14 protein-coding genes are annotated in these 17,321 nt (G+C 73.1%); 6 read left to right on the top strand and 8 right to left on the bottom strand.

Translation table 11 applies throughout. The features are described from left to right. Positions 1 to 45: 45 nt before the first annotated feature. The gene (locus ABD332_RS16905; protein WP_344502880.1) at positions 46 to 660 is read right to left on the bottom strand and encodes an SDR family NAD(P)-dependent oxidoreductase; all 615 of its coding nucleotides are present in this window, start codon (positions 658 to 660) and stop codon (positions 46 to 48) included. 397 nt (positions 661 to 1,057) lie between these two features. Further along, complete coding sequence (locus ABD332_RS16900; RefSeq protein ID WP_344502879.1) at positions 1,058 to 1,567, bottom strand: DUF1707 SHOCT-like domain-containing protein; 510 nt, start codon at positions 1,565 to 1,567, stop codon at positions 1,058 to 1,060. A gap of 185 nt (positions 1,568 to 1,752) precedes the next feature. Between ABD332_RS16900 and ABD332_RS16895 the strand changes: the two genes are divergently transcribed. Both ABD332_RS16895 and ABD332_RS16890 read left to right on the top strand, forming a co-directional pair. Next, on the top strand, positions 1,753 to 3,573 hold the full coding sequence (locus ABD332_RS16895) for a histidine kinase (RefSeq protein ID WP_344502878.1): 1,821 nt from the start codon (positions 1,753 to 1,755) through the stop codon (positions 3,571 to 3,573). Between the two features lie 70 nt (positions 3,574 to 3,643). Further along, positions 3,644 to 4,309, top strand: a complete 666-nt coding sequence (locus ABD332_RS16890; protein WP_344502876.1) for a response regulator transcription factor — start codon at positions 3,644 to 3,646, stop codon at positions 4,307 to 4,309. 334 nt (positions 4,310 to 4,643) lie between these two features. On the opposite strand, the gene ABD332_RS16885 is transcribed toward ABD332_RS16890, so the two are convergent. Then, a complete protein-coding gene (locus ABD332_RS16885) occupies positions 4,644 to 6,062 on the bottom strand; it encodes a GH1 family beta-glucosidase (RefSeq protein WP_344502875.1) in 1,419 nt (472 codons plus the stop codon). 152 nt (positions 6,063 to 6,214) lie between these two features. After that, complete coding sequence (locus ABD332_RS16880; RefSeq protein ID WP_344502874.1) at positions 6,215 to 6,421, bottom strand: hypothetical protein; 207 nt, start codon at positions 6,419 to 6,421, stop codon at positions 6,215 to 6,217. Positions 6,422 to 6,549: 128 nt separating this feature from the next. On the opposite strand from ABD332_RS16880, the gene ABD332_RS16875 reads away from it, so the two are divergent. The 4 genes from ABD332_RS16875 (at position 6,550) to ABD332_RS16860 (ending at position 10,265) form a co-directional block, all read left to right on the top strand. Then, the gene (locus ABD332_RS16875) at positions 6,550 to 7,524 is read left to right on the top strand and encodes an LLM class F420-dependent oxidoreductase (RefSeq protein ID WP_344503238.1); all 975 of its coding nucleotides are present in this window, start codon (positions 6,550 to 6,552) and stop codon (positions 7,522 to 7,524) included. Continuing rightward, positions 7,524 to 8,339, top strand: coding sequence for an SDR family oxidoreductase (locus ABD332_RS16870; RefSeq protein ID WP_344502873.1), 816 nt, complete (start codon positions 7,524 to 7,526; stop codon positions 8,337 to 8,339). Before ABD332_RS16875 ends, ABD332_RS16870 begins: the two co-directional genes overlap by 1 nt. After that, entirely contained in the window at positions 8,336 to 8,965 is a 630-nt protein-coding gene (locus ABD332_RS16865; protein ID WP_344502872.1) for a nucleoside/nucleotide kinase family protein, read from the top strand. Before ABD332_RS16870 ends, ABD332_RS16865 begins: the two co-directional genes overlap by 4 nt. A gap of 88 nt (positions 8,966 to 9,053) precedes the next feature. After that, positions 9,054 to 10,265: an alginate lyase family protein gene (locus tag ABD332_RS16860; RefSeq protein ID WP_344502871.1), complete on the top strand. Its 1,212-nt coding sequence runs from the start codon at positions 9,054 to 9,056 to the stop codon at positions 10,263 to 10,265. A 2-nt stretch (positions 10,266 to 10,267) separates the two neighbouring features. Here the strand turns inward: ABD332_RS16860 and ABD332_RS16855 are convergent, their stop codons facing one another. Genes ABD332_RS16855 through ABD332_RS16840 form a run of 4 tightly spaced genes read right to left on the bottom strand, consistent with a single transcriptional unit; the run spans position 10,268 to position 17,241 of the window. Further along, entirely contained in the window at positions 10,268 to 12,481 is a 2,214-nt protein-coding gene (locus tag ABD332_RS16855; protein WP_344502870.1) for a transglutaminase TgpA family protein, read from the bottom strand. Further along, positions 12,475 to 13,629, bottom strand: a complete 1,155-nt coding sequence (locus ABD332_RS16850) for a DUF58 domain-containing protein (protein WP_344502869.1) — start codon at positions 13,627 to 13,629, stop codon at positions 12,475 to 12,477. Before ABD332_RS16850 ends, ABD332_RS16855 begins: the two co-directional genes overlap by 7 nt. Positions 13,630 to 13,631: 2 nt before the next feature. Then, on the bottom strand, positions 13,632 to 14,651 hold the full coding sequence (locus ABD332_RS16845) for an AAA family ATPase (protein WP_344502868.1): 1,020 nt from the start codon (positions 14,649 to 14,651) through the stop codon (positions 13,632 to 13,634). Between the two features lie 13 nt (positions 14,652 to 14,664). Next, positions 14,665 to 17,241: a fibronectin type III domain-containing protein gene (locus tag ABD332_RS16840; protein WP_344502867.1), complete on the bottom strand. Its 2,577-nt coding sequence runs from the start codon at positions 17,239 to 17,241 to the stop codon at positions 14,665 to 14,667. Positions 17,242 to 17,321: the final 80 nt, after the last annotated feature.

Genomic DNA, 17,321 nt, shown 5'->3' with positions numbered 1-17,321 from the left:
TATCCCATGTGGACCCGCGTTCGTACATAGGAGCTACAGCCGCGTTCACCTGCCGGCCACGTCGAAGGTGGTCGCCGTCAGCGTCGGCGGCGCGTCCGAGGCCAGGTAGACCGCGGCGAAGGCCACATCCTCCACCCGCTCCGCCTGTGGTGTCCAAGACACGACATTCGCCCGCACCCCCGACGCCGCGACCTCCCGCGCCACGTGCTGCGTGAGCGCCGTCACCCCACCGCCGACCGCGCTCGTCGCCGCATCCGTGCCGAACGGCGCGACCGTCACCACCGTCCCCGTCCGCGCCTCCGCCATCCGCGGCACGAACGCCTGCAACGCCTCGAACGTCGCCGTCAGTCCACTGTCGACACTCGCGCGGAAGCCGCCGCCACCCGTACACGGGACGACGAACAGCAGGTCGGGAACCCCGACCTCGGTGAGCACCCCCGCGTGCACCGACGCCGTGTCCACTCCGGTCGACACGATCCCGACGGCGTCCGCACCCACCCACCGCAGCTCGTCGACCAGGTCCTGCAGCTCGGCCTCGTCGTCGCCGATGACGGCGATGCGGGCCCCACGGGCGGCGAGCAGCCGGCACACCGCGGCCCCGACCCCGTCAGCACCGCCGAGCACCACCGCGACCCTGCCCTTGAGCTCGGTTCGGTACATGCCACATCCAGCCTCTCGTCGTCTCGTCGTGCCGTTCCCGCAGGGCGCCTCGCCGGTTGCCCCAGCTTCTCTGCCGTCGTGCCGCGGCCGGCGAGGCCGTCGCGCGCCCCCGTGCCGACCGCTGCTGTTGTCTCCGCTCCTGTACTGCCGGTGCCGGCCGTCGCGGTTTGCCTCAGCGCTTGTACTGCCGGCCCCGCGCACCGCCGCTCGCTGTTGCCGCTTCGCTGCTCCCCGTTCGCTGCTCCCCGTTCGCTGCTTCCTGCTTTGCTGCTCCCCGCTTTGCTGCTCCCCGCTTCGTGGCTCCCCGGCCGGCCGCCGCGTCGGTCGCGGCTTCACGGCGCCGGTCGCTGCCGGCGGGACGCCGCGCTGGTGGCGACGCCCCGCCGGGACAGCTGGCTCAGCTCCAGCCGTGCCGGTCCGAGGCGGCCGCCCACGGTCCATGACCGTGGCCGTGCCCCCAGTGCCGCCGCCCCCACGGCGGCCCCCCCGACCACGGCGCGCCTCCCGACGCCGCCCACCGCCGCCAGCGGGCGTGCCTGAAGACGCTGAGCACCAGGAAGAACAGCGGGATCGCGGGCCAGAAGAAGTGCGCGCCCGACAGCGCCCACAGCCCGGTCAGCGCGACCGCCAACACGGCCACGAAGGCGCCGTGCCGTGCGAGGTGCCGCCGGCCCTGCCGCAGGAACTCCGCCTGCGTCTCCGGCAGCTCGAACAGCCCGCGCCGCCCCCCGTCAGGCAGGTCGGCGGTCACCGGCGGCAGCTCGTCGCGGAACTTCGCCGCATATGCCTGCGCGAGCCGCTCCTCGCCCTCCTCCAGCGTGAGCCGCCCCTCCGTCATCCCGGCCCGCACCATGTCCGCGTACTGCTCGCGCTCCTTGTCGGAGGCTCGCACCCGTTCGCCGGCCATCTCGGCCCCCCTTCCTTGTTGCTTTCAGCCTGCCGCTGACCGCCGCCACGCGCGTCGCACCTGTGTCGTGTCGTGCTGTACTTCCCAGGTCGCACACCAGCCCCCGACGTACGACCCAGGGAGTACGCGACCGCGCGACCTGAGTGCGACGCCGCTGGTCCCGGCCCTGGACTACCTTGGGCGATGTGAGACGACGACCGCCCTGGACCCGGGAGCTGCGCGAGGCGCGCGACGCCCGGCACGCCGCGCGGCTCGCGCACCGCATGGAGTCCATGGAGCGCCACGGCCGCAGGCGATGGGGCGGCGGCCCGCACCCGGCGGCGATCGTCATCGCCATGGCCCTCGTGCAGGTCCTCGGCACCCGCGCCGCGGCCTATGGCTCGACCGGCCCGCACGTCCTGGACGGCACCGCCTATCTGCTGCTGCTCGCCGGCCCCATCGCCCTCGCGGTCCGCGAGCGCTGGCCGCTGGTCTCCCTCGTCGGCGCGCTGGTGCCGACCGCCGCCTACTTCAGCATGGGCTATCCCGACGGCCCCGGGTTCGTCGCCGCGATCGTCGCGATGTTCACCGCCCTCGCCTCGGGCTATCGCTGGCTGACCTGGGCGGCCGTCGCCGCCGCGTTCAGCGTGTTCGCCGTGCTGGTCCGCGGCGACGAGTCGCTGCCCCGCGTCATCCTCATCGGCGTCTGGTGCCTCGTCATCGCGGGCTTCGGCGAGGCCGCCCGGGTGCGTGGCATGCGCTACTCCCAGATGGCCCGCGACTGGTCCGCGCAGCAGCAGGTCGCCCGCGCCGAGGAGGAGAAGGCGCGGGCCGAGCAGGAGCGTCGCCAGGCCAGCGACGAGCGGCTCCTCATCGCCCGCGAGCTGCACGACGTCATCGGCCACCACCTGTCCCTCATCAACGTCCAGGCGGGCGTCGGCCTGCACCTGATGGACGAGCAGCCCGAGCAGGCCAGGGTCGCCCTCGCCGCCATCAAGCACGCCAGCGCCGAGGCGCTGCGCGAGACCCGCTCCGTCCTCGCCGGCCTCAACCCCGCCGGCGCCGCCCCCCGCACGCCCGCCCCGGGCCTGCGCGACCTCGACCGCCTCGCCGAGGAGGCCCGCGCCGTCGGCCTGCCCGTCACCGTCGACACGACCGGCGTGCCGCGTCCCCTGCCACCCCAGGTCGACCGCGCCGCGTTCCGGATCGTGCAGGAGGCCCTGACCAACGTCCGCCGCCACGCGGGCCCCGGCGCCTCCGCCACCATCGCCATCGGCTACACCCCGACCGAGCTCACGCTCCACATCACCGACGACGGCCACGCCCAGGCGACCTCCACGCCCGTCCAGCCGCCCGCGTCCGTCCAGCCGTCCGCGCCCGTCCAGCCGTCCGCGCCCGTCCAGCCGCCCGCGCCCGTCCAGCCGTCCGCGCCTGTGACCGACTCGCCGCCCGTGACCCGCTCGCCGAGCGCAACCGGTCCATTGAACGCCGCCGGCTCGCCGAGCGCCGGTCCCGATGGGCGCAGGTCCCCTTCGAACGCGGCGGGGAATGGTTCGATGGCTTCCGTTTCCGGGTCGGCCGGCACCGCGGATGCCGCATCCACGGGCGGGGAAGCGAGTGCGGCGTCCCTGGCCGGAGTGGGCCCCGACCAGACCGTCGGCACGACACACGGCGACCCGGCCAGTGACCGGCTCGGCGACGGCGGCGACGGGGGATCCGTCCAAGTCGGCGCGGGTGCAGGTCCTGCCCAAGTTGGTGCAGGCGTGGGTTCCGTCCAGGCTGGCGCGGGCGCAGGGTCTGTTCAGGCTGGTCCGGGTGCGGGCTCCGCCCAGGCGGGTGCGGGTGCCAACGCGGGCGCGGGTGCCAACGCGGGCGCCGGCGGTGGTGCGTCGGTGCGTAGTGAAGGCAATGGCATCGCGGGGATGCGGCACCGGGCGGCGGCGTTCGGGGGGTCGCTGGAGGCCGGGCCCCGGGCGGGTGGTGGGTTCGCGGTGGTCGCCAGGATTCCCGTTCGGGAGCAGTCATGATCCGGAATGGTTGTTGCGGTCAGGGCGACGAGAAGTCTTCCGGATCATCGGTGGTGGGGGAGGGGGACGGGTGATCAAGGTTCTGCTGGCGGATGACCAGGCGTTGGTGCGGGCCGGGTTTCGGGCGTTGCTCGATGCGCAGGCCGACATCGAGGTGGTCGGGGAGGCGGCGGACGGGGCCGAGGCGGTGCGGCTCGCGGTGCAGACGCGGCCTGACGTGGTGTTGATGGACATCCGGATGCCGGTGCTCGACGGGCTTGAGGCGACGCGGCAGATCGTGGCCGATGCGCGGCTGGCGCAGGTGCGGATCGTGATTCTGACGACGTTCGACCTGGATGAGTACGTGTTCGAGTCGCTGCGGGTCGGGGCGAGTGGCTTTCTCGTCAAGGACACCGAGCCGGTCGACCTGCTGCGGGGGGTGCGGGCGGTCGCGGGCGGGGACGCGTTGCTGTCGCCGGGGGTGACGCGGCGGTTGATCGAGGAGTTCGCGAGCAGGTCGCGGGCGCCGCTGGCGCCGATGTCGCTGGCGGTGCTGACGGATCGGGAGCGGGAGGTGATGGCGCTCGTCGGGGCGGGACTGTCCAATGAGGACATCGCGACGAGGTTGTTCGTCAGTCCGGCCACGGCGAAGACCCATGTCAGCCGGGCGATGATCAAGCTGGGGGCGCGGGACAGGGCACAGCTCGTGGTGTTCGCGTACGAGGCGGGTCTCGTCAAACCGGGCTGGCTCGGCTGACGCGAATCAGAGGTCAGCGCCCGAACCGGCGCAGGACCCGGGCTGCGTCACGCCCGAGCTGCGTCACGCCCGAGCTGCGTCACGCCCGAGCTGCGTCACGCCCGAGCTGCGTCACGCCCGAGCTGCGTCACGCCCGAACCGGCGCAGCGCCCGGGCCGCGTCATGCCCGGGCCGCGTCATGCCCGAACCGGAGGTCGAGCCCGAACCGCGTCACGCCCGAGCCGGAGGTCGAGCCCAAACTGAAGGTCGGGCCCCGAGCCGGAGGCAAAGCCCGAGCCGGAGGCAGAGCCTGAACCGGCGGCCAGGTCCGAACCCGGTGCAGACCGGGCCGGGGTCAGATGCCGTTGCGGGCGATGACCTGCTGGTACCAGTCGGCGCTGGCCTTGCGGTGGCGTTGCTGGGTGGAGTAGTCGACGTGGACGATGCCCCAGCGCTGGGTGTAGCCCTCGGCCCACTCGAAGTTGTCCAGCAGGGACCAGACGTGGTAGCCCTCGAGCCGCACGCCCTCGCGGATGGCCCGGTGGGCGGCGGTCAGGTGGTCGCGCAGGAACGTGATGCGGTCCTCGTCGTCGGTGGGGTGGACCGAGGGGATGCCGTTCTCGGTGATGGTGAGCGGGATGTCGCCGTAGTCGCGCCGGATGCGGGTGAGCAGGTCGTAGAGGCCCTGCGGGTACACCTGCTGCCAGCTCGCCTGGGACGTGGGGTGCTTCTGGACGCGGGCGCCCGTCGCCGTGACGTAGGCGGGGTTGTAGTACTGGACGCCGAGGATGTCGCTCTTGGTGCCGATGACGGCCAGGTCGCCGGCGTGGATGGCGGCGCGGACGGGGGCGTCGGCGGGCTGGGTGGCCAGCCAGTCGTCGGGGTAGCGGCCGAGCAGGACAGGGTCGAGCCAGCGCCGGTTCTCCTCCGCGTCGCCGATGACCGCCTGCTTGCGAGCGGCGTCGGAGTCGTCGGCCGGGTACACGGGGGAGAGGTTGAGCGCGGCGCCGATGCGGCCCTTGCGGCCGGTGGCGCGGAACGCCTGCACCGCCAGGCCGTGGCCGAGCAGGAGGTGGTGGGCGGCGACGTTGGCGACGCGGCGGTCGCGGACGCCGGGGGCGTGGACGCCGGCCGTGTACCCGACCTCGGTGACGGTCTTCGGCTCGTTGAGGGTAAGCCAGGTCTGCACCTTGTCGCCGAGGGAGTAGCAGACCATGGAGGCGTAGTCGGCGAACCACGACGCGCAGTCACGGTTGGTCCAGCCGCCCGCCTCCTGCAGCGTCTGCGGGGTGTCCCAGTGGAAGAGGGTGACGACCGGAGTGATCCCGCGCGCGAGGAGGCCGTCGACGAGCCGGTGGTAGAAGTCGAGGCCCTTGGCGTTGACGGTGCCGCGGCCGGTGGGCAGGACCCGCGGCCACGAGATCGAGAAGCGGTAGCTCTTCAGGCCCAGGTCGCGCATGAGGTCGAGGTCCTCGTAGCTGCGGTGGTAGTGGTCGGCGGCGACGTCGCCGGTGCCGCCGTCCCTGGTCCGGCCGGCCTCGTGGCTGAACACGTCCCAGACCGACGGGCCGCGGCCGTCCGCCGTCGCGCCGCCTTCCACCTGGTACGCGGACGTCGACGCACCCCAGGCGAACCCCTTCGGGAAGGCCAGGCCGACCAGGGCGGCGGACGCCGACGGGGAGGAGGCGGCGGCGGACGGCGTGCGCCGGCGGGTCGAGCAGCCGGCGGTCGCGGCACCGGCGGCGGCCAGGGTGAGCACGTGACGCCGTCGCATGCCGCAAACGTATCTCGCCCGTGCACGCCGAAGGCCGCCCCCGCGAACAGACGGGAGCGGCCCCAAGCAAAAGCCAAAGCAAAAACCAAAGCAAAAACCGAAGCAAAAGCCGAAGTGCAGGCCGAGGTACAGGCCGAAGCGGGAAGAAACGATCAGTCGGCGAGCGCGACGAGGCCCTGCGCCCAGCGGAAGTACTTGTTGGTGCCCAGGTCACGGACGGTCTTGATGCCGAACGCGGCCAGGAGCTTCTCGGCGTCGCCCTCGGAGACGCCGGCGATCGCGGTGACGGGGGCGTCGGCGATCTCCTGGGCGCTCTTGCCTTCCCATTCCTTCACGAGCTTCTTTTCCAGACCCAGCATGAGGTTGCTCCTTCTCGATCGAGTCAGCGCGGACCGGTGTGGGAAACCAGCGGAAGGCTACCCGGCCCTCTCGCTTGCCACACTAGCCGTGTCACGGAGATGATCGGTTGATGACCAGCCAATGGGGGCTGACGGTGCCGCTGACCGGTGTGCCGTTGCCCGAGCACGCAGGGTTGCTGCAGGCGTTGCCGGATCTGGGGTTCACCGACGTCTGGACGAGCGAGGTCTCCGGCACGGACGCGTTCACACCCCTGGCGCTGGCGTCGGTGTGGTCGCCGCGGCTGCGGCTGGGCACCGCGATCGTCCCGGTCTTCACTCGCGGGCCCGCGCTGATCGCCATGCAGGCCGCGGCCCTGGCCGAGGCGGCGCCGGGGCGGGTCGCGCTCGGCATCGGCGCGTCGTCGCCGGTCGTGGTCGGCGACTGGAACGCGGTGCCGTTCGAGCGGCCGTACGAGCGCAGCCGGGACGTGCTTCGGTTCCTGCGCACGGCGCTCGCCGGCGAGATGGTCGACGGGGCGTTCGACACGTTCCAGGTCAGGCGCTTCCGCCTCGAACGGCCGCCGGTCACGCCGCCGAAGCTGCTGCTCGCCGCCCTGCGGCCGAAGATGCTGCGCCTGGCGGCGGCCGAGGCCGACGGTGTGGTGCTCAACTGGCTGTCGGTGGAGGACGTCGCGACCGTCCGCGCCGAGCTGAACAGCAAAAACAGCGAGAACGGCGAGAAGGAGGTCGCGGCCCGCATCTTCGTCTGCCCCACGGAGGACGAGCAGGTGGCGCGGGAGACCGCCCGCAGGCTGATCGCCGCGTACCTGACCGTGCCCGCGTACGCCGCGTTCCACCGCTGGCTCGGCCGCGGCGAGGCGCTCAAGGCGATGTGGGACGCGTGGGCCGCCAAGGACCGCAAGGCGGCCCTGCGGGCGATCCCCGACGAGGTCGTCGACGCGCTGATCGTGCACGGCAGCCCGCGGCGGTGCCGGGAGCACGTCCAGCGGTACGCCGACGCCGGCGTCACCACCCCGGTCATGGCGCTGCTGCCGACGCCGGAGCTGGCGGCCGGCGGCCCGGAGGTCCTGCTGGACACGCTGCGCGAGCTGGGGGCCCGGTAATGGAGCTCAAGGACAAGGTCGTCGTCATCACCGGCGCGGCCGGCGGCATCGGCGCCGCGCTGGCCCGCCGGTTCGCCGCTGAGGGCGCCGCCGCCCTGATCCTCGCCGACCTGGACGGCGACGCCGCCGAGGCGCTGGCCGGCGAGGTCGGCACGGAGATCGGCACGGAGACAAGGGCGGTCGCCGTCGACGTCACCGACGAGAACCAGGTCGCCGAGCTGGTCGCCGAGACCGAGGAGCGCTTCGGCCGCGTCGACCTGTTCTGCGCCAACGCCGGCATCCTCACCGGCCAGGGCCTGGAGGCGTCCGCGGAGACGTGGGCGCGGACCTGGGCGGTCAACGTCCAGTCGCACATCTACTCCGCGCGCGCCGTGCTGCCGGGCATGCTGGAGCGCGGCGAGGGGTACCTGCTGCACACCTGCTCGGCGGCGGGGCTGCTGACCGCGGTCGGCGACGCGCCCTACGCGGTCACCAAGCACGCGGCCGTGTCGTTCGCGGAGTGGCTGTCCATCACGTACGGCGCGCAGGGGATCAAGGTCAGCGCACTGTGCCCGCAGGGCGTCGACACGCCGATGATGCAGGACGGGCTCGCCGCCGGTCACATCGGTGCGAAGGTCACCGCCGCCGGAGGGGCGGTCCTGCCGCCGGAGGAGGTCGCCGCGTCCGTCGTGGAGGGGCTCGCCGCGGAGCGGTTCCTGATCCTGCCGCACCCCGAGGTCCAGAAGTACTACCTGCACCGGGCGAGCGACACCGACCGCTGGCTGGCCGGCATGCGGGGGCTCGCCGCGAGCCTGCAGGCAAACGCGGAAGCATGAGAAGACCCGACGTCCTCAGCGAGGCCCTCGAGGTCATCAAGCCGTTCGTCCGCCAGCAGGAGGGGCGCACGATCATCGGCATCTGCGGGCCGCCGGCCGCCGGCAAGTCGACGCTGTCCACGGCCCTCGCCGCGGCGCTGGACGGCAGCGTGGCCGTGCCGATGGACGGGTTCCACCTGTCCAACGCGGAGCTGGACCGGCTCGGCCTCGCCGACCGCAAGGGCGCCCCGGAGACGTTCGACGCGGCTGGGTTCGTCCACCTGCTGCGGCGCCTTCGGGCCGGCGAGGAGCTCGTGTACGCCCCGAGCTACAGCCGCACCCTGCACGAGTCGATCGGCGGCGTGATCCCGGTGCCCGCCACCGTCCGGGTCATCGTCGTGGAGGGCAACTACCTGCTGCTCGACGAGGGCCCCTGGGCGGCCGTGCGGGACCTGCTGGACCTGGCGCTGTACCTGGACGCGCCCGACGACCTGCGGCAGGACTCGCTGGTGCGCCGGCAGCTGGCGAAGGGCCTCGACCTGCACGACGCCCACGACTGGGTGGAGCGCAGCGACGAGCGCAACGCGGCCGTCATCGCCGGCACCCGCAACCGCGCGGACCTCATCCTGACTCGAAGCGCGTCTTAAGTCTTCCTGTGCCCGATTGACCCGCGCCGATCGAGCGGCGACGGTTAGGCAACCTGACTTACAGTTGTCCAACCGAAAGAGGAGCGCCATGCGCAGACTCGTCCTCGGCGCCGCCGGGCTCGCGGTCGCGATCGCGGTGGCCGGCACCACCTACGCCGTCGCCGCCGTGACCAAGCAGCAGGCGGCGACCGGCCCCGGAGCCGCGAACGTGGCCGCCGCCCCGGCCACGTTCCCCCACCCGGGCGTCTTCGTCAGCCGCGCCCAGCTCGACTTCGTCCGCGGCAAGGTGCAGGCCGGCGCGCAGCCGTGGAAGGCCGCCTACGACCAGATGATGGGCAGCCGCTACGCGTCGCTGTCGCGGACCCCGAAGCCCCGGGCCGTCGTCGAGTGCGGCTCCTACTCCAACCCCAACAACGGCTGCACCGACGAGCGCGAGGACGCCCTCGCCGCCTACACGCTGTCCCTGGCCTGGTACGTCACGCGGGACAGCCGGTACGCCACGAAGGCCATCGCGATCATGGATGCCTGGTCCGCCACGATCAGGGACCACACCAACAGCAACGCGCCGCTGCAGACCGGCTGGGCCGGGTCGAGCTGGCCGCGCGCCGCCGAGATCATCCGCTACACCTACCCGTCGTGGCCCGACCAGGCCCGGTTCGGCACGATGCTGCGCACCGTGTACCTGCCGAAGCTCATCAACGGCTCCAGCAGCAACGGCAACTGGGAACTGTCCATGATGGAGGCCGCGATCGGCATCTCCGTCTTCCTGGAGGACCGCACCAGCTGGGACAAGGCCATGGCGAAGTTCCGCGCCCGGGTGCCCGCCTACCTGTACGTCACCGCCGACGGCGCCCTGCCCAAGGGCATCGGCAGCATCGACACCCGCGCCGAGATCGTCAACTACTGGCAGGGGCAGAGCACGTTCGTCGACGGGCTCTCCCAGGAGACCTGCCGCGACTTCACCCACACCGGCTACGGCATCTCGGCGATCTCGCACATCGCGGAGACCACCCGCATCCAGGGGCAGGACGTGTACCCGGAGATCGCCGACCGGCTGCGGCACGCGCTCGGCTTCCACAGCAGGTACCAGCTGGGCGAGGGCGTCCCGTCGTGGCTGTGCGGCGGAAAGCTGACGCTCGGCCTCGGCCCGGTCACCGAGGTCGGCTACAACGCCCTGCACAACCGGATGGGCATCGCGATGTCCAACACGCAGCGGCTGACGGAGCAGTCCCGCCCGGCCGGCAGCAACAACCTGTTCGTCGCGTGGGAGACCCTGACCCACGCGGACAACCCCGCCTGACGCTACTTCCAGAACAACGGGCGGGGGTCGAGGCTCCACCGCAGCCGGCGCCAGAACCCCCGCCTGGCCCGCAGCTCGTCGACGTAGGCGACGGCCTGCACGGCGGCCCGGGCGGCCTGCTCCTCCGAGACGCTGCCCGCGAAGGCGAACGCCACGGTGTTGACCAGCGCCGCGAGGTCGTCGACGGGCGGCGTGGCGGAGCGGATCGTGGCCACCCCGCCGGGTTTGGAGTGCGCGCGGCCGGTGGCGGCGGTCGCCGCGTATCCGGCCACCTCCGACGCGGACAGGTGCGGCGGCGCGGGCCGGCCCGCGAGGCGCAGGCCCGTCAGCACCTCCGCCCAGGCCGCCTCGACGCGCTGCTCCGGCGTCCCCCTGCCGAGTCGGCGACGGCGGCGGGTCCGGCGGGCCAGCGGTACCGACGCCGCCAACGCCAACAGGGCCAGCAGCAGCGACCCGGCGGTGACGGTGACGGCCACCCCCGACGAGCGCCGGGGCCCGGCCTCCGTGGAGGGCGTGACGCTGGGCTTCGGGGACTGCGGGGCGGCCGAGTCCGACGGCGCCGGCACCGTCTCCGGCGGCGGCTGCGACGCGGGCGGCTTCGGCCGGAAGTCGTCCTCGGTCGGGCGCTGGACCGTGTCGGCCTTCGGCATCGGGTCGAACGGCTCCCACACGCCGTTGAACAGCACCTCCGGCCACGCGACCGCGTCGCCGCCGCGGACCTCGTTGCGGCCCGGCTCGACGCGGAACCCCACGGCGAGCCGGGTCGGCAGGCCCATCAGCCGGGCGAGGACCGCGAACGCGGCCGCGAACTGCTCCGACGTGCCCTTCTGCCCACCGGCCTGTTTGGGGCCGAACAGGAAGTACTCGACGTTGGGGTAGGCGTGGCCGCTGGGCGCGTCGCCGACGACCTTGTAATGCTCCGACAGCCAGCCGACGATCGCGAACGCCTTCTGGTACGGCGACGACACGCCCTCCCCGAGGTGCCGGGCGAGCTGCGCGATCGAGTCGGGGACCTTGCCGGGCAGCGCCAGGTGGCGGGCGACGGCGTCGGTGTTGGGCACGTCGGCGACCTGCATCGCGTTCTCGTCGGGGCGGTGCACGCGGGACACGACGCTGTACTCGAGGCCGGGGCGCAGCCCGTCGGACAGGATCATCGTGCCGTCGCTGGTGTCGACGGCGACCCGGACCCCGTTGACCTCCTCCGGGGTGGCGATTCCGGGCAGCAGCCGCCCGTCGAGGTCGGCGATGCGGAACGCCTGCCGGACCTGCGGGTCGGTGAGGACGGGCTTCGCCGCGACGACCCGGCCGGCATTGCGGTAGGTGGCGCCGACCCGCCAGGTGACGCCGTCGTAGTCGTTGAGGACGGCGAGGCGGATCGGCGGCGGCGCGTCGGTGCCGGTGACCTCCACGTCGAACAGGTGCTGGTCGTGGTTGAGCGCCCAGCCCGACAGCCGGACCAGCGGGCTCTCGTCGAGCGAGTCGAGCTGTGGCGGGGTCACCATGTTGCGCGGCTCGACGGGGCTGGTGCCGACCTTCGCCGCGACGCTCGGCCCGAGCAGCTGCGACAGCGCGACGATGGCGGCCAGGCCCGCGACGGCCCCGGCGCCCACCCGGAGCCTCAGCGTGCGCAGCTGGTCCGCGCTGACCCGCTGGTCCTCCGACGGCGGCCGGTTCGACACGATCAGGCCCAGCACGGCGAACCCGGAGTAGGCGAGGGGCACCCAGCCGGCTGCGGAGCCGTTCGGGCCGACGAGGTACAGCGCGCCGCCGAACAGCACCGTCGGCGGCGCGTAGGACAGCAGGACCCGGTGGTAGCGGATCCCGAGCTCACCGGCGGCCAGCCCGGCGAGCCAGGTCAGGATCACCGGCAGCAGCACCGTGTCGGGCTGCGGCTCGATCGGGATCAGGGCGAGCAGCAGCCGGGGGATGCTGTTGCGCAGCGCCTCGCGCATGGCGGGGACGCTGCCGTCGACGCCGGCCGCCGCGGCGGAGACCCGCATGGCGAGCAGGGCGGCGCCGGTCAGGCCGAGGACGCTCAGCGGCGCCGCGCTCCAGGCCGGCAGGCGCCGGGCGGCGAAGCTGATGCCGACGGAGCCCGCGGCGGCGCCGGCCATCAGCTGCAGCAGCAGCGGCCCGTGGTAGATCGGCGCCAGGGCGAACGCGGCCATGACCAGCATGCCGAGCAGCGCCACGGCGATGAGGAGGCGCCTCACCATGCGCCGACCCCGTCCCACGCGGCGGCGAAGTCGGCGCCGTCGGCCGGCGACAGCACCCGCAGGCCTTCCAGCGCCGTCGGGACCTCGCCGTCCTCGGTGCCGAACGCGCCGGCGACCAGCGACGGGTACGCGGCGCGCAACGTCCCCACCCGGCCGAGGTCGGCGACGCCGCCCGGCCCGGTCAGGTAGACGAGCGTGTCGCCGGCGCGGCGGGTCCGCAGCTGCGCGACCGTCGCCGGCAGCTCGTCGGTCTTCTGCAGGGTCGCCTCGGCGAGCAGGTCCAGGTAGGCGCGGGTGTCCTTGCCCGCCGCGAACCCGCCGCCGGCCAGGCGCAGCGCCACCGGCAGCTCCTCCCGGAACGCGGCCATCACGATCGACGCCGCAGCCTCGCACGCGGACTCGAAGAGCGCGCTCAGGTGGGCGCGGTCGGCGTCGGGGTAGGCGGACAGCCGGTCGTCGAGCAGCACGACCAGGCGCGGCAGGCTGGTGTCCAGGTGCTCGCGGACCATCAGCTCGCCGACCCGCGCGGTCGTGCGCCAGTGCACGTGCCGCAGCTCGTCGCCGACCACGTACTCGCGCAGGGTGTCGAACGTGATGCTGCCGTGCGGCACCTTGTCGACCCGCCCGTCCAGGGACCGCATGATCCCGGTCGGCACCGCGGTCAGGTGGTGCACGGTCGGGTACACCCACACCTTGCTGACCCCGCCGTAGCCGCGGGCCAGGGTGAGCAGCCCGAGCGGGTCGCGCCGCACCACCCGCAGCGGCCCGACCTCGACGACGCCGCGCCGGTCCGTCGGCACCGGGTAGGTTGCGGTGGTCGTGCCGCCCGCCTTGAGGCGCAGCAGCGGCACCGGCACGGTCGCCGGTCCGCACCGGTCGTGGGCGATCAGGGTCGCGCCGCGCAGGCGGCTGCTGTTGCCGACGGTGAGCGTCACCGTGCTCGACTCGCCGCGCATGACCCGGTCCGGGTCGACGGCGCGGGTCACGGTCAGCCGCGGCCGCCACCACACGTACGCGAAGCCGAACAGCACGGCCGCGACGGCGGCGGTGCCGACGACGGTGAGCTGCGCGTACTGGAACACGAACCCCACGGCGAGCAGCACCGGCGCGGCCACGGACAGACCGGCCCCGCGGGAGGTGAGCCGCATCGTCAGACCGTGGCGGGCGTGGCGGGCCCGGCGGCCGGCACGGGCACCGGCACCGCGTCGAGCACCTCACGGACGACGTCGCCGGGCGCGACGCCGCGGACCTGCGCGTCGGGCGACAGCAGCAGCCGGTGCGCGAACACCGCCTCCGCCAGGGCCTTGAGGTCCTCCGGTACGACGTACCCGCGGCCGTCGATGAGCGCGTACGCCGACGCGGCCCGGGTCAGCGCGATGACGCCACGCGGGCTGACGCCGACCCGCACCCGTGGGTGGCCGCGGGTCGCGTTGCCCAGGCGGACGGCATAGGCCAGCAGCGGCTCCGCGATGTGGACCCGCCGGGCCAGCCGGACCAGCTGCGCCACCACCGGCGTGTCGGTGATGGCGTCCAGAGCCTCGGGTGAGCGGGTCACGGCGCCGCGCAGCACCTCGATCTCGACCGCCTCGCTCGGGTAGCCGACGGCGAGCTTCATGAGGAACCGGTCGAGCTGCGCCTCGGGCAGCCGGTAGGTGCCGTCCATCTCGATCGGGTTCTGCGTGGCGACGACGAGGAACGGCCTCGGCACCGCGTGCCGGACGCCGTCGACGGTGACGTACCGCTCCTCCATGACCTCCAGGAGCGCCGACTGCGTCTTCGGCGAGGCCCGGTTGATCTCGTCAGCGATGACGATGTTGGCGAACACCGGGCCGGGGTGGAACTCGAAGCCGCGGGTCGCCTGGTTGAAGATCGTGACGCCGGTGACGTCGGACGGCAGCAGGTCGGGCGTGAACTGGATGCGCCGCCACTGCCCCTGCACGCTCGCCGCGACCGCCCGGGCGAGGGTGGTCTTGCCGACACCGGGCACGTCCTCGAGCAGGACGTGCCCCTCGGCGAGCAGCGCGGTCATCGTCAGCCGGATCACCTGCTGCTTGCCGAGCACGATCGACTCGACGTTGCGGGCGAGCCGGCCGACGAGGTCGGCCGCCGCCGCGACCTCCTCGGGGCTCGGTGGGCCTGCCTCAGGGGACGGTGCTTCGGGTGTGCTCACTGTGCTCCTGCGCTCAACACGGCTTCAGCGGTCCGGTGCCGTTCGGCAGGTCGAACCACGCGTACGGGATGTAGTTCTCGCCCTTGAAGTTGATTTTGATCCATACGGCGGTCTGCTTGCCGCCCCACGGCTTCGCGTTGACGCTCGCCCCGTTGGTCTGACAGATCGCGGTGTAGCTGTCGGGAGCGTAGACGTCGCCGACGGACGAGCCGTTCTGGGTCGGGGTCCTGTACACCCAGATGCCGCCGTTGGGCGCGCCGTGGCCGCAGTAGCTGGTGTCGCCGCAGACCACGGTGCCGCGGTAGACGGGCGTGGAGAGCGAGCCGGTCGCGTTGGCCGTCATGTTCGCCGCGTTGGTGACCGTGACCGTGTAGTTGTAGGCCGTGTTGGGCCACAGGCCGCCCATGGTCAGCGAGCCGGCGCACGCGTTCTCCACCGCGCCGACGCCCGCGACGTCGAGCCGGCACTTCGCGGGCGCGCCGCCGCCGTCGGTCGCGGTGAACGCCACCGTGATCGACTGCAGCGCGGCCCGGCTGTTGGCGGTGTCGACCCGCATGGTCGGCGCGGCGAGGGTGCTGGCCGCGCCGTTCGCGGCGGCGCTCTCGCCGGCCTTGTTGACCGCCTTGATCTGCAGCGTGACCCGCTCGTTGTCGCCGAACCCGCCGAACTCCTTCGACAGGGCGGTGCCCAGGTCCTGCTTCACGCCGTTGACGGTGGCCTGGTAGCCGGTGATCGGCGCGCCGTTGTCCTCCGCGGCGCGCCACGCGGCGACGATCGTGCCCCGCTTCGTGGTCACGGCGCGGACCGTCAGCCCGCCCGGCGCGCCGGGCTTGGCGAACGGCACCACCGACGGGCTCAGCGGCGACTGGCCGGAGCTCGCGCCGATGTCGTTGATCGAGGCGACGCGGAACGCGACCTGCGTGCCGTAGGGCAGCTCGCCGGCCGGCACCTTGAACGTCGGCTGCGCCGACTCGAACGTCTTGGACTCGTCGCCGGACACGGTCGTGATCGTGTACTTGACGATCTTGTGCCCCTGCCCGTTGGCGGCCGGCCACGTGACGGTGACGGTGCCGTCGGGGTTGGCGGTCGCGGCGACGCTCACCGGCGCGTCGGGCACCTGCGACGTCGGCGTGACCGGGTTGGCGGCCTTCTTCGGCCCGTTGCCCTTCGCGTTGACCGCGTAGACGGTGAACTTGTAGGACTGCCCGTTGGTCAGGCCGGTCAGGTCGAGCGCCCGCTGGCTGGCGCCGACCTCGTGCTGCTTGCCGTCGCCCTCGACCACGTACTTCGTGACCGCGCTGCCGTTGGCGGGCGCGGCGGTCCACGTGACCCGCGCCGAGGCGTTGCCGGGCGTCGCCGTGACCCGCGCCGGGGCGCCGGGCGGGCCGACCGGCGGCTTCGCCGGCGGCGGCGGGGGCGGCACCGGCGGGGCGTCGCCGCCGACCACGTCGTTGTTGTACTTGTCGACGACCTGCACGTGGTGCTTGGCGTCCACGACCCGCGCGGTCGACCCGCCGGGCGCGTTGATGAACATGCGGTCCTCACGGACCTCGATCTCCAGCGGCTTGCCGCCGGCCTTGATCTGGATCGCGTCGAGCGGCTTGCCGGTCGCGTCCAGCACGTACACGGTGCCGGTCGAGTCGTCGGCGCAGTAGAAGCGCCCCGACCAGGCCACGCACGGCTGCAGCTTCGGGCTCTCGCCGGGCACGGTGAAGTCGCTGACCGCGTCGCCGTTGACGACATAGACGTGCCGGTCGTCCACGACGGTCACGGGCACGTCGCCGCCGACGGTGCGCTGCGGCATCGCGCCGTTGCCGGTGAGGCGCAGCGGCACCTTCTTCAAGGCCTCGCCGCGCAGCGTCGTCAGCGTCGTGGCGGTCTTGTCGAGCACGGCGACGCCGGTGTCCAGGATCGACAGCGCCAGGTCGTGGTTGGGCTCGGCGACGCTGACCGTCTTGACCTTCGTGGGGTCGGCGGGGAGCCCGCCGCCTTGACCGCCGCTGCCGCCGCTCGGCTTCTTCGCCGGGGCCGGCTTGACCGCCACGACGGTGCCCTCGGACGGCACCAGCAGCCACAGCCGCCCGGTGTCGTCGAACGTGCCGCCGGAGATCCCGGGCGGGAACGTCACCGTCTCGCCGACCGGCAGCAGCGTCGCCGGGTCGAGCTGGCGCACCTGCCCCTGCACGGTGTCGACGATGAACGCGACGTCGTCGTGCACGGCGACCATGACGCCGAGGCCCGGGGTGGACTGGGTCGTCGCGCCGAGCGTCAGGCTGGTCAGGTCCAGCACGCTGATCTTGCCGGTGTTGAGGTCCCGCAGGATCACGAAGCGGTCGCTCTGGGTCACCTGCATCGTGTGGCCCTGCGCATCGGTGATCTTCGTGCGGGTGTCGACCTTGCCGGTGACGCCGTTGACCCGGGCTACCTCGCCCTTGTCGTTGCTCCACAGCCACGAGCTGACGTCATAGCTGGCCACCGCGTTGTTGGCGGCGCCGGTGCCGAAGAGCGTCAGCCCGAGGACGGCGACCAGGCCCACGACGGTGCCGAGCGTGACCAGTCCGCCGCCCTTGCGCGAACGAATGCTCACCATGCGGCCCCCTCCCCGAAACCGGCGCCCATCATATTCCTGTCGATGTGCGATGCACACCCGGCGTGTCTAGATCGGTTCGC

Origin of the sequence: Dactylosporangium maewongense (assembly GCF_039531485.1) — a bacterium.
Taxonomy (GTDB): Bacteria; Actinomycetota; Actinomycetes; order Mycobacteriales; family Micromonosporaceae; genus Dactylosporangium; species Dactylosporangium maewongense.
The sequence above is the reverse complement of the archived record's forward strand: the minus strand, read 5'-3'. Positions and strand labels throughout refer to the sequence as shown.

Excerpts from the sequence above, each read along its gene's own strand:
- ABD332_RS16840 (WP_344502867.1), bottom strand. The coding sequence starts at position 17,241 with ATGGTGAGCATTCGTTCGCGCAAGGGCGGCGGACTGGTCACGCTCGGC.
- ABD332_RS16905 (WP_344502880.1), bottom strand. The coding sequence starts at position 660 with ATGTACCGAACCGAGCTCAAGGGCAGGGTCGCGGTGGTGCTCGGCGGT.
- ABD332_RS16880 (WP_344502874.1), bottom strand. The coding sequence starts at position 6,421 with ATGCTGGGTCTGGAAAAGAAGCTCGTGAAGGAATGGGAAGGCAAGAGC.
- ABD332_RS16885 (WP_344502875.1), bottom strand. The coding sequence starts at position 6,062 with ATGCGACGGCGTCACGTGCTCACCCTGGCCGCCGCCGGTGCCGCGACC.
- ABD332_RS16855 (WP_344502870.1), bottom strand. The coding sequence starts at position 12,481 with ATGGTGAGGCGCCTCCTCATCGCCGTGGCGCTGCTCGGCATGCTGGTC.
- ABD332_RS16865 (WP_344502872.1), top strand. The coding sequence starts at position 8,336 with ATGAGAAGACCCGACGTCCTCAGCGAGGCCCTCGAGGTCATCAAGCCG.
- ABD332_RS16900 (WP_344502879.1), bottom strand. The coding sequence starts at position 1,567 with ATGGCCGGCGAACGGGTGCGAGCCTCCGACAAGGAGCGCGAGCAGTAC.
- ABD332_RS16860 (WP_344502871.1), top strand. The coding sequence starts at position 9,054 with ATGCGCAGACTCGTCCTCGGCGCCGCCGGGCTCGCGGTCGCGATCGCG.
- ABD332_RS16870 (WP_344502873.1), top strand. The coding sequence starts at position 7,524 with ATGGAGCTCAAGGACAAGGTCGTCGTCATCACCGGCGCGGCCGGCGGC.
- ABD332_RS16850 (WP_344502869.1), bottom strand. The coding sequence starts at position 13,629 with ATGCGGCTCACCTCCCGCGGGGCCGGTCTGTCCGTGGCCGCGCCGGTG.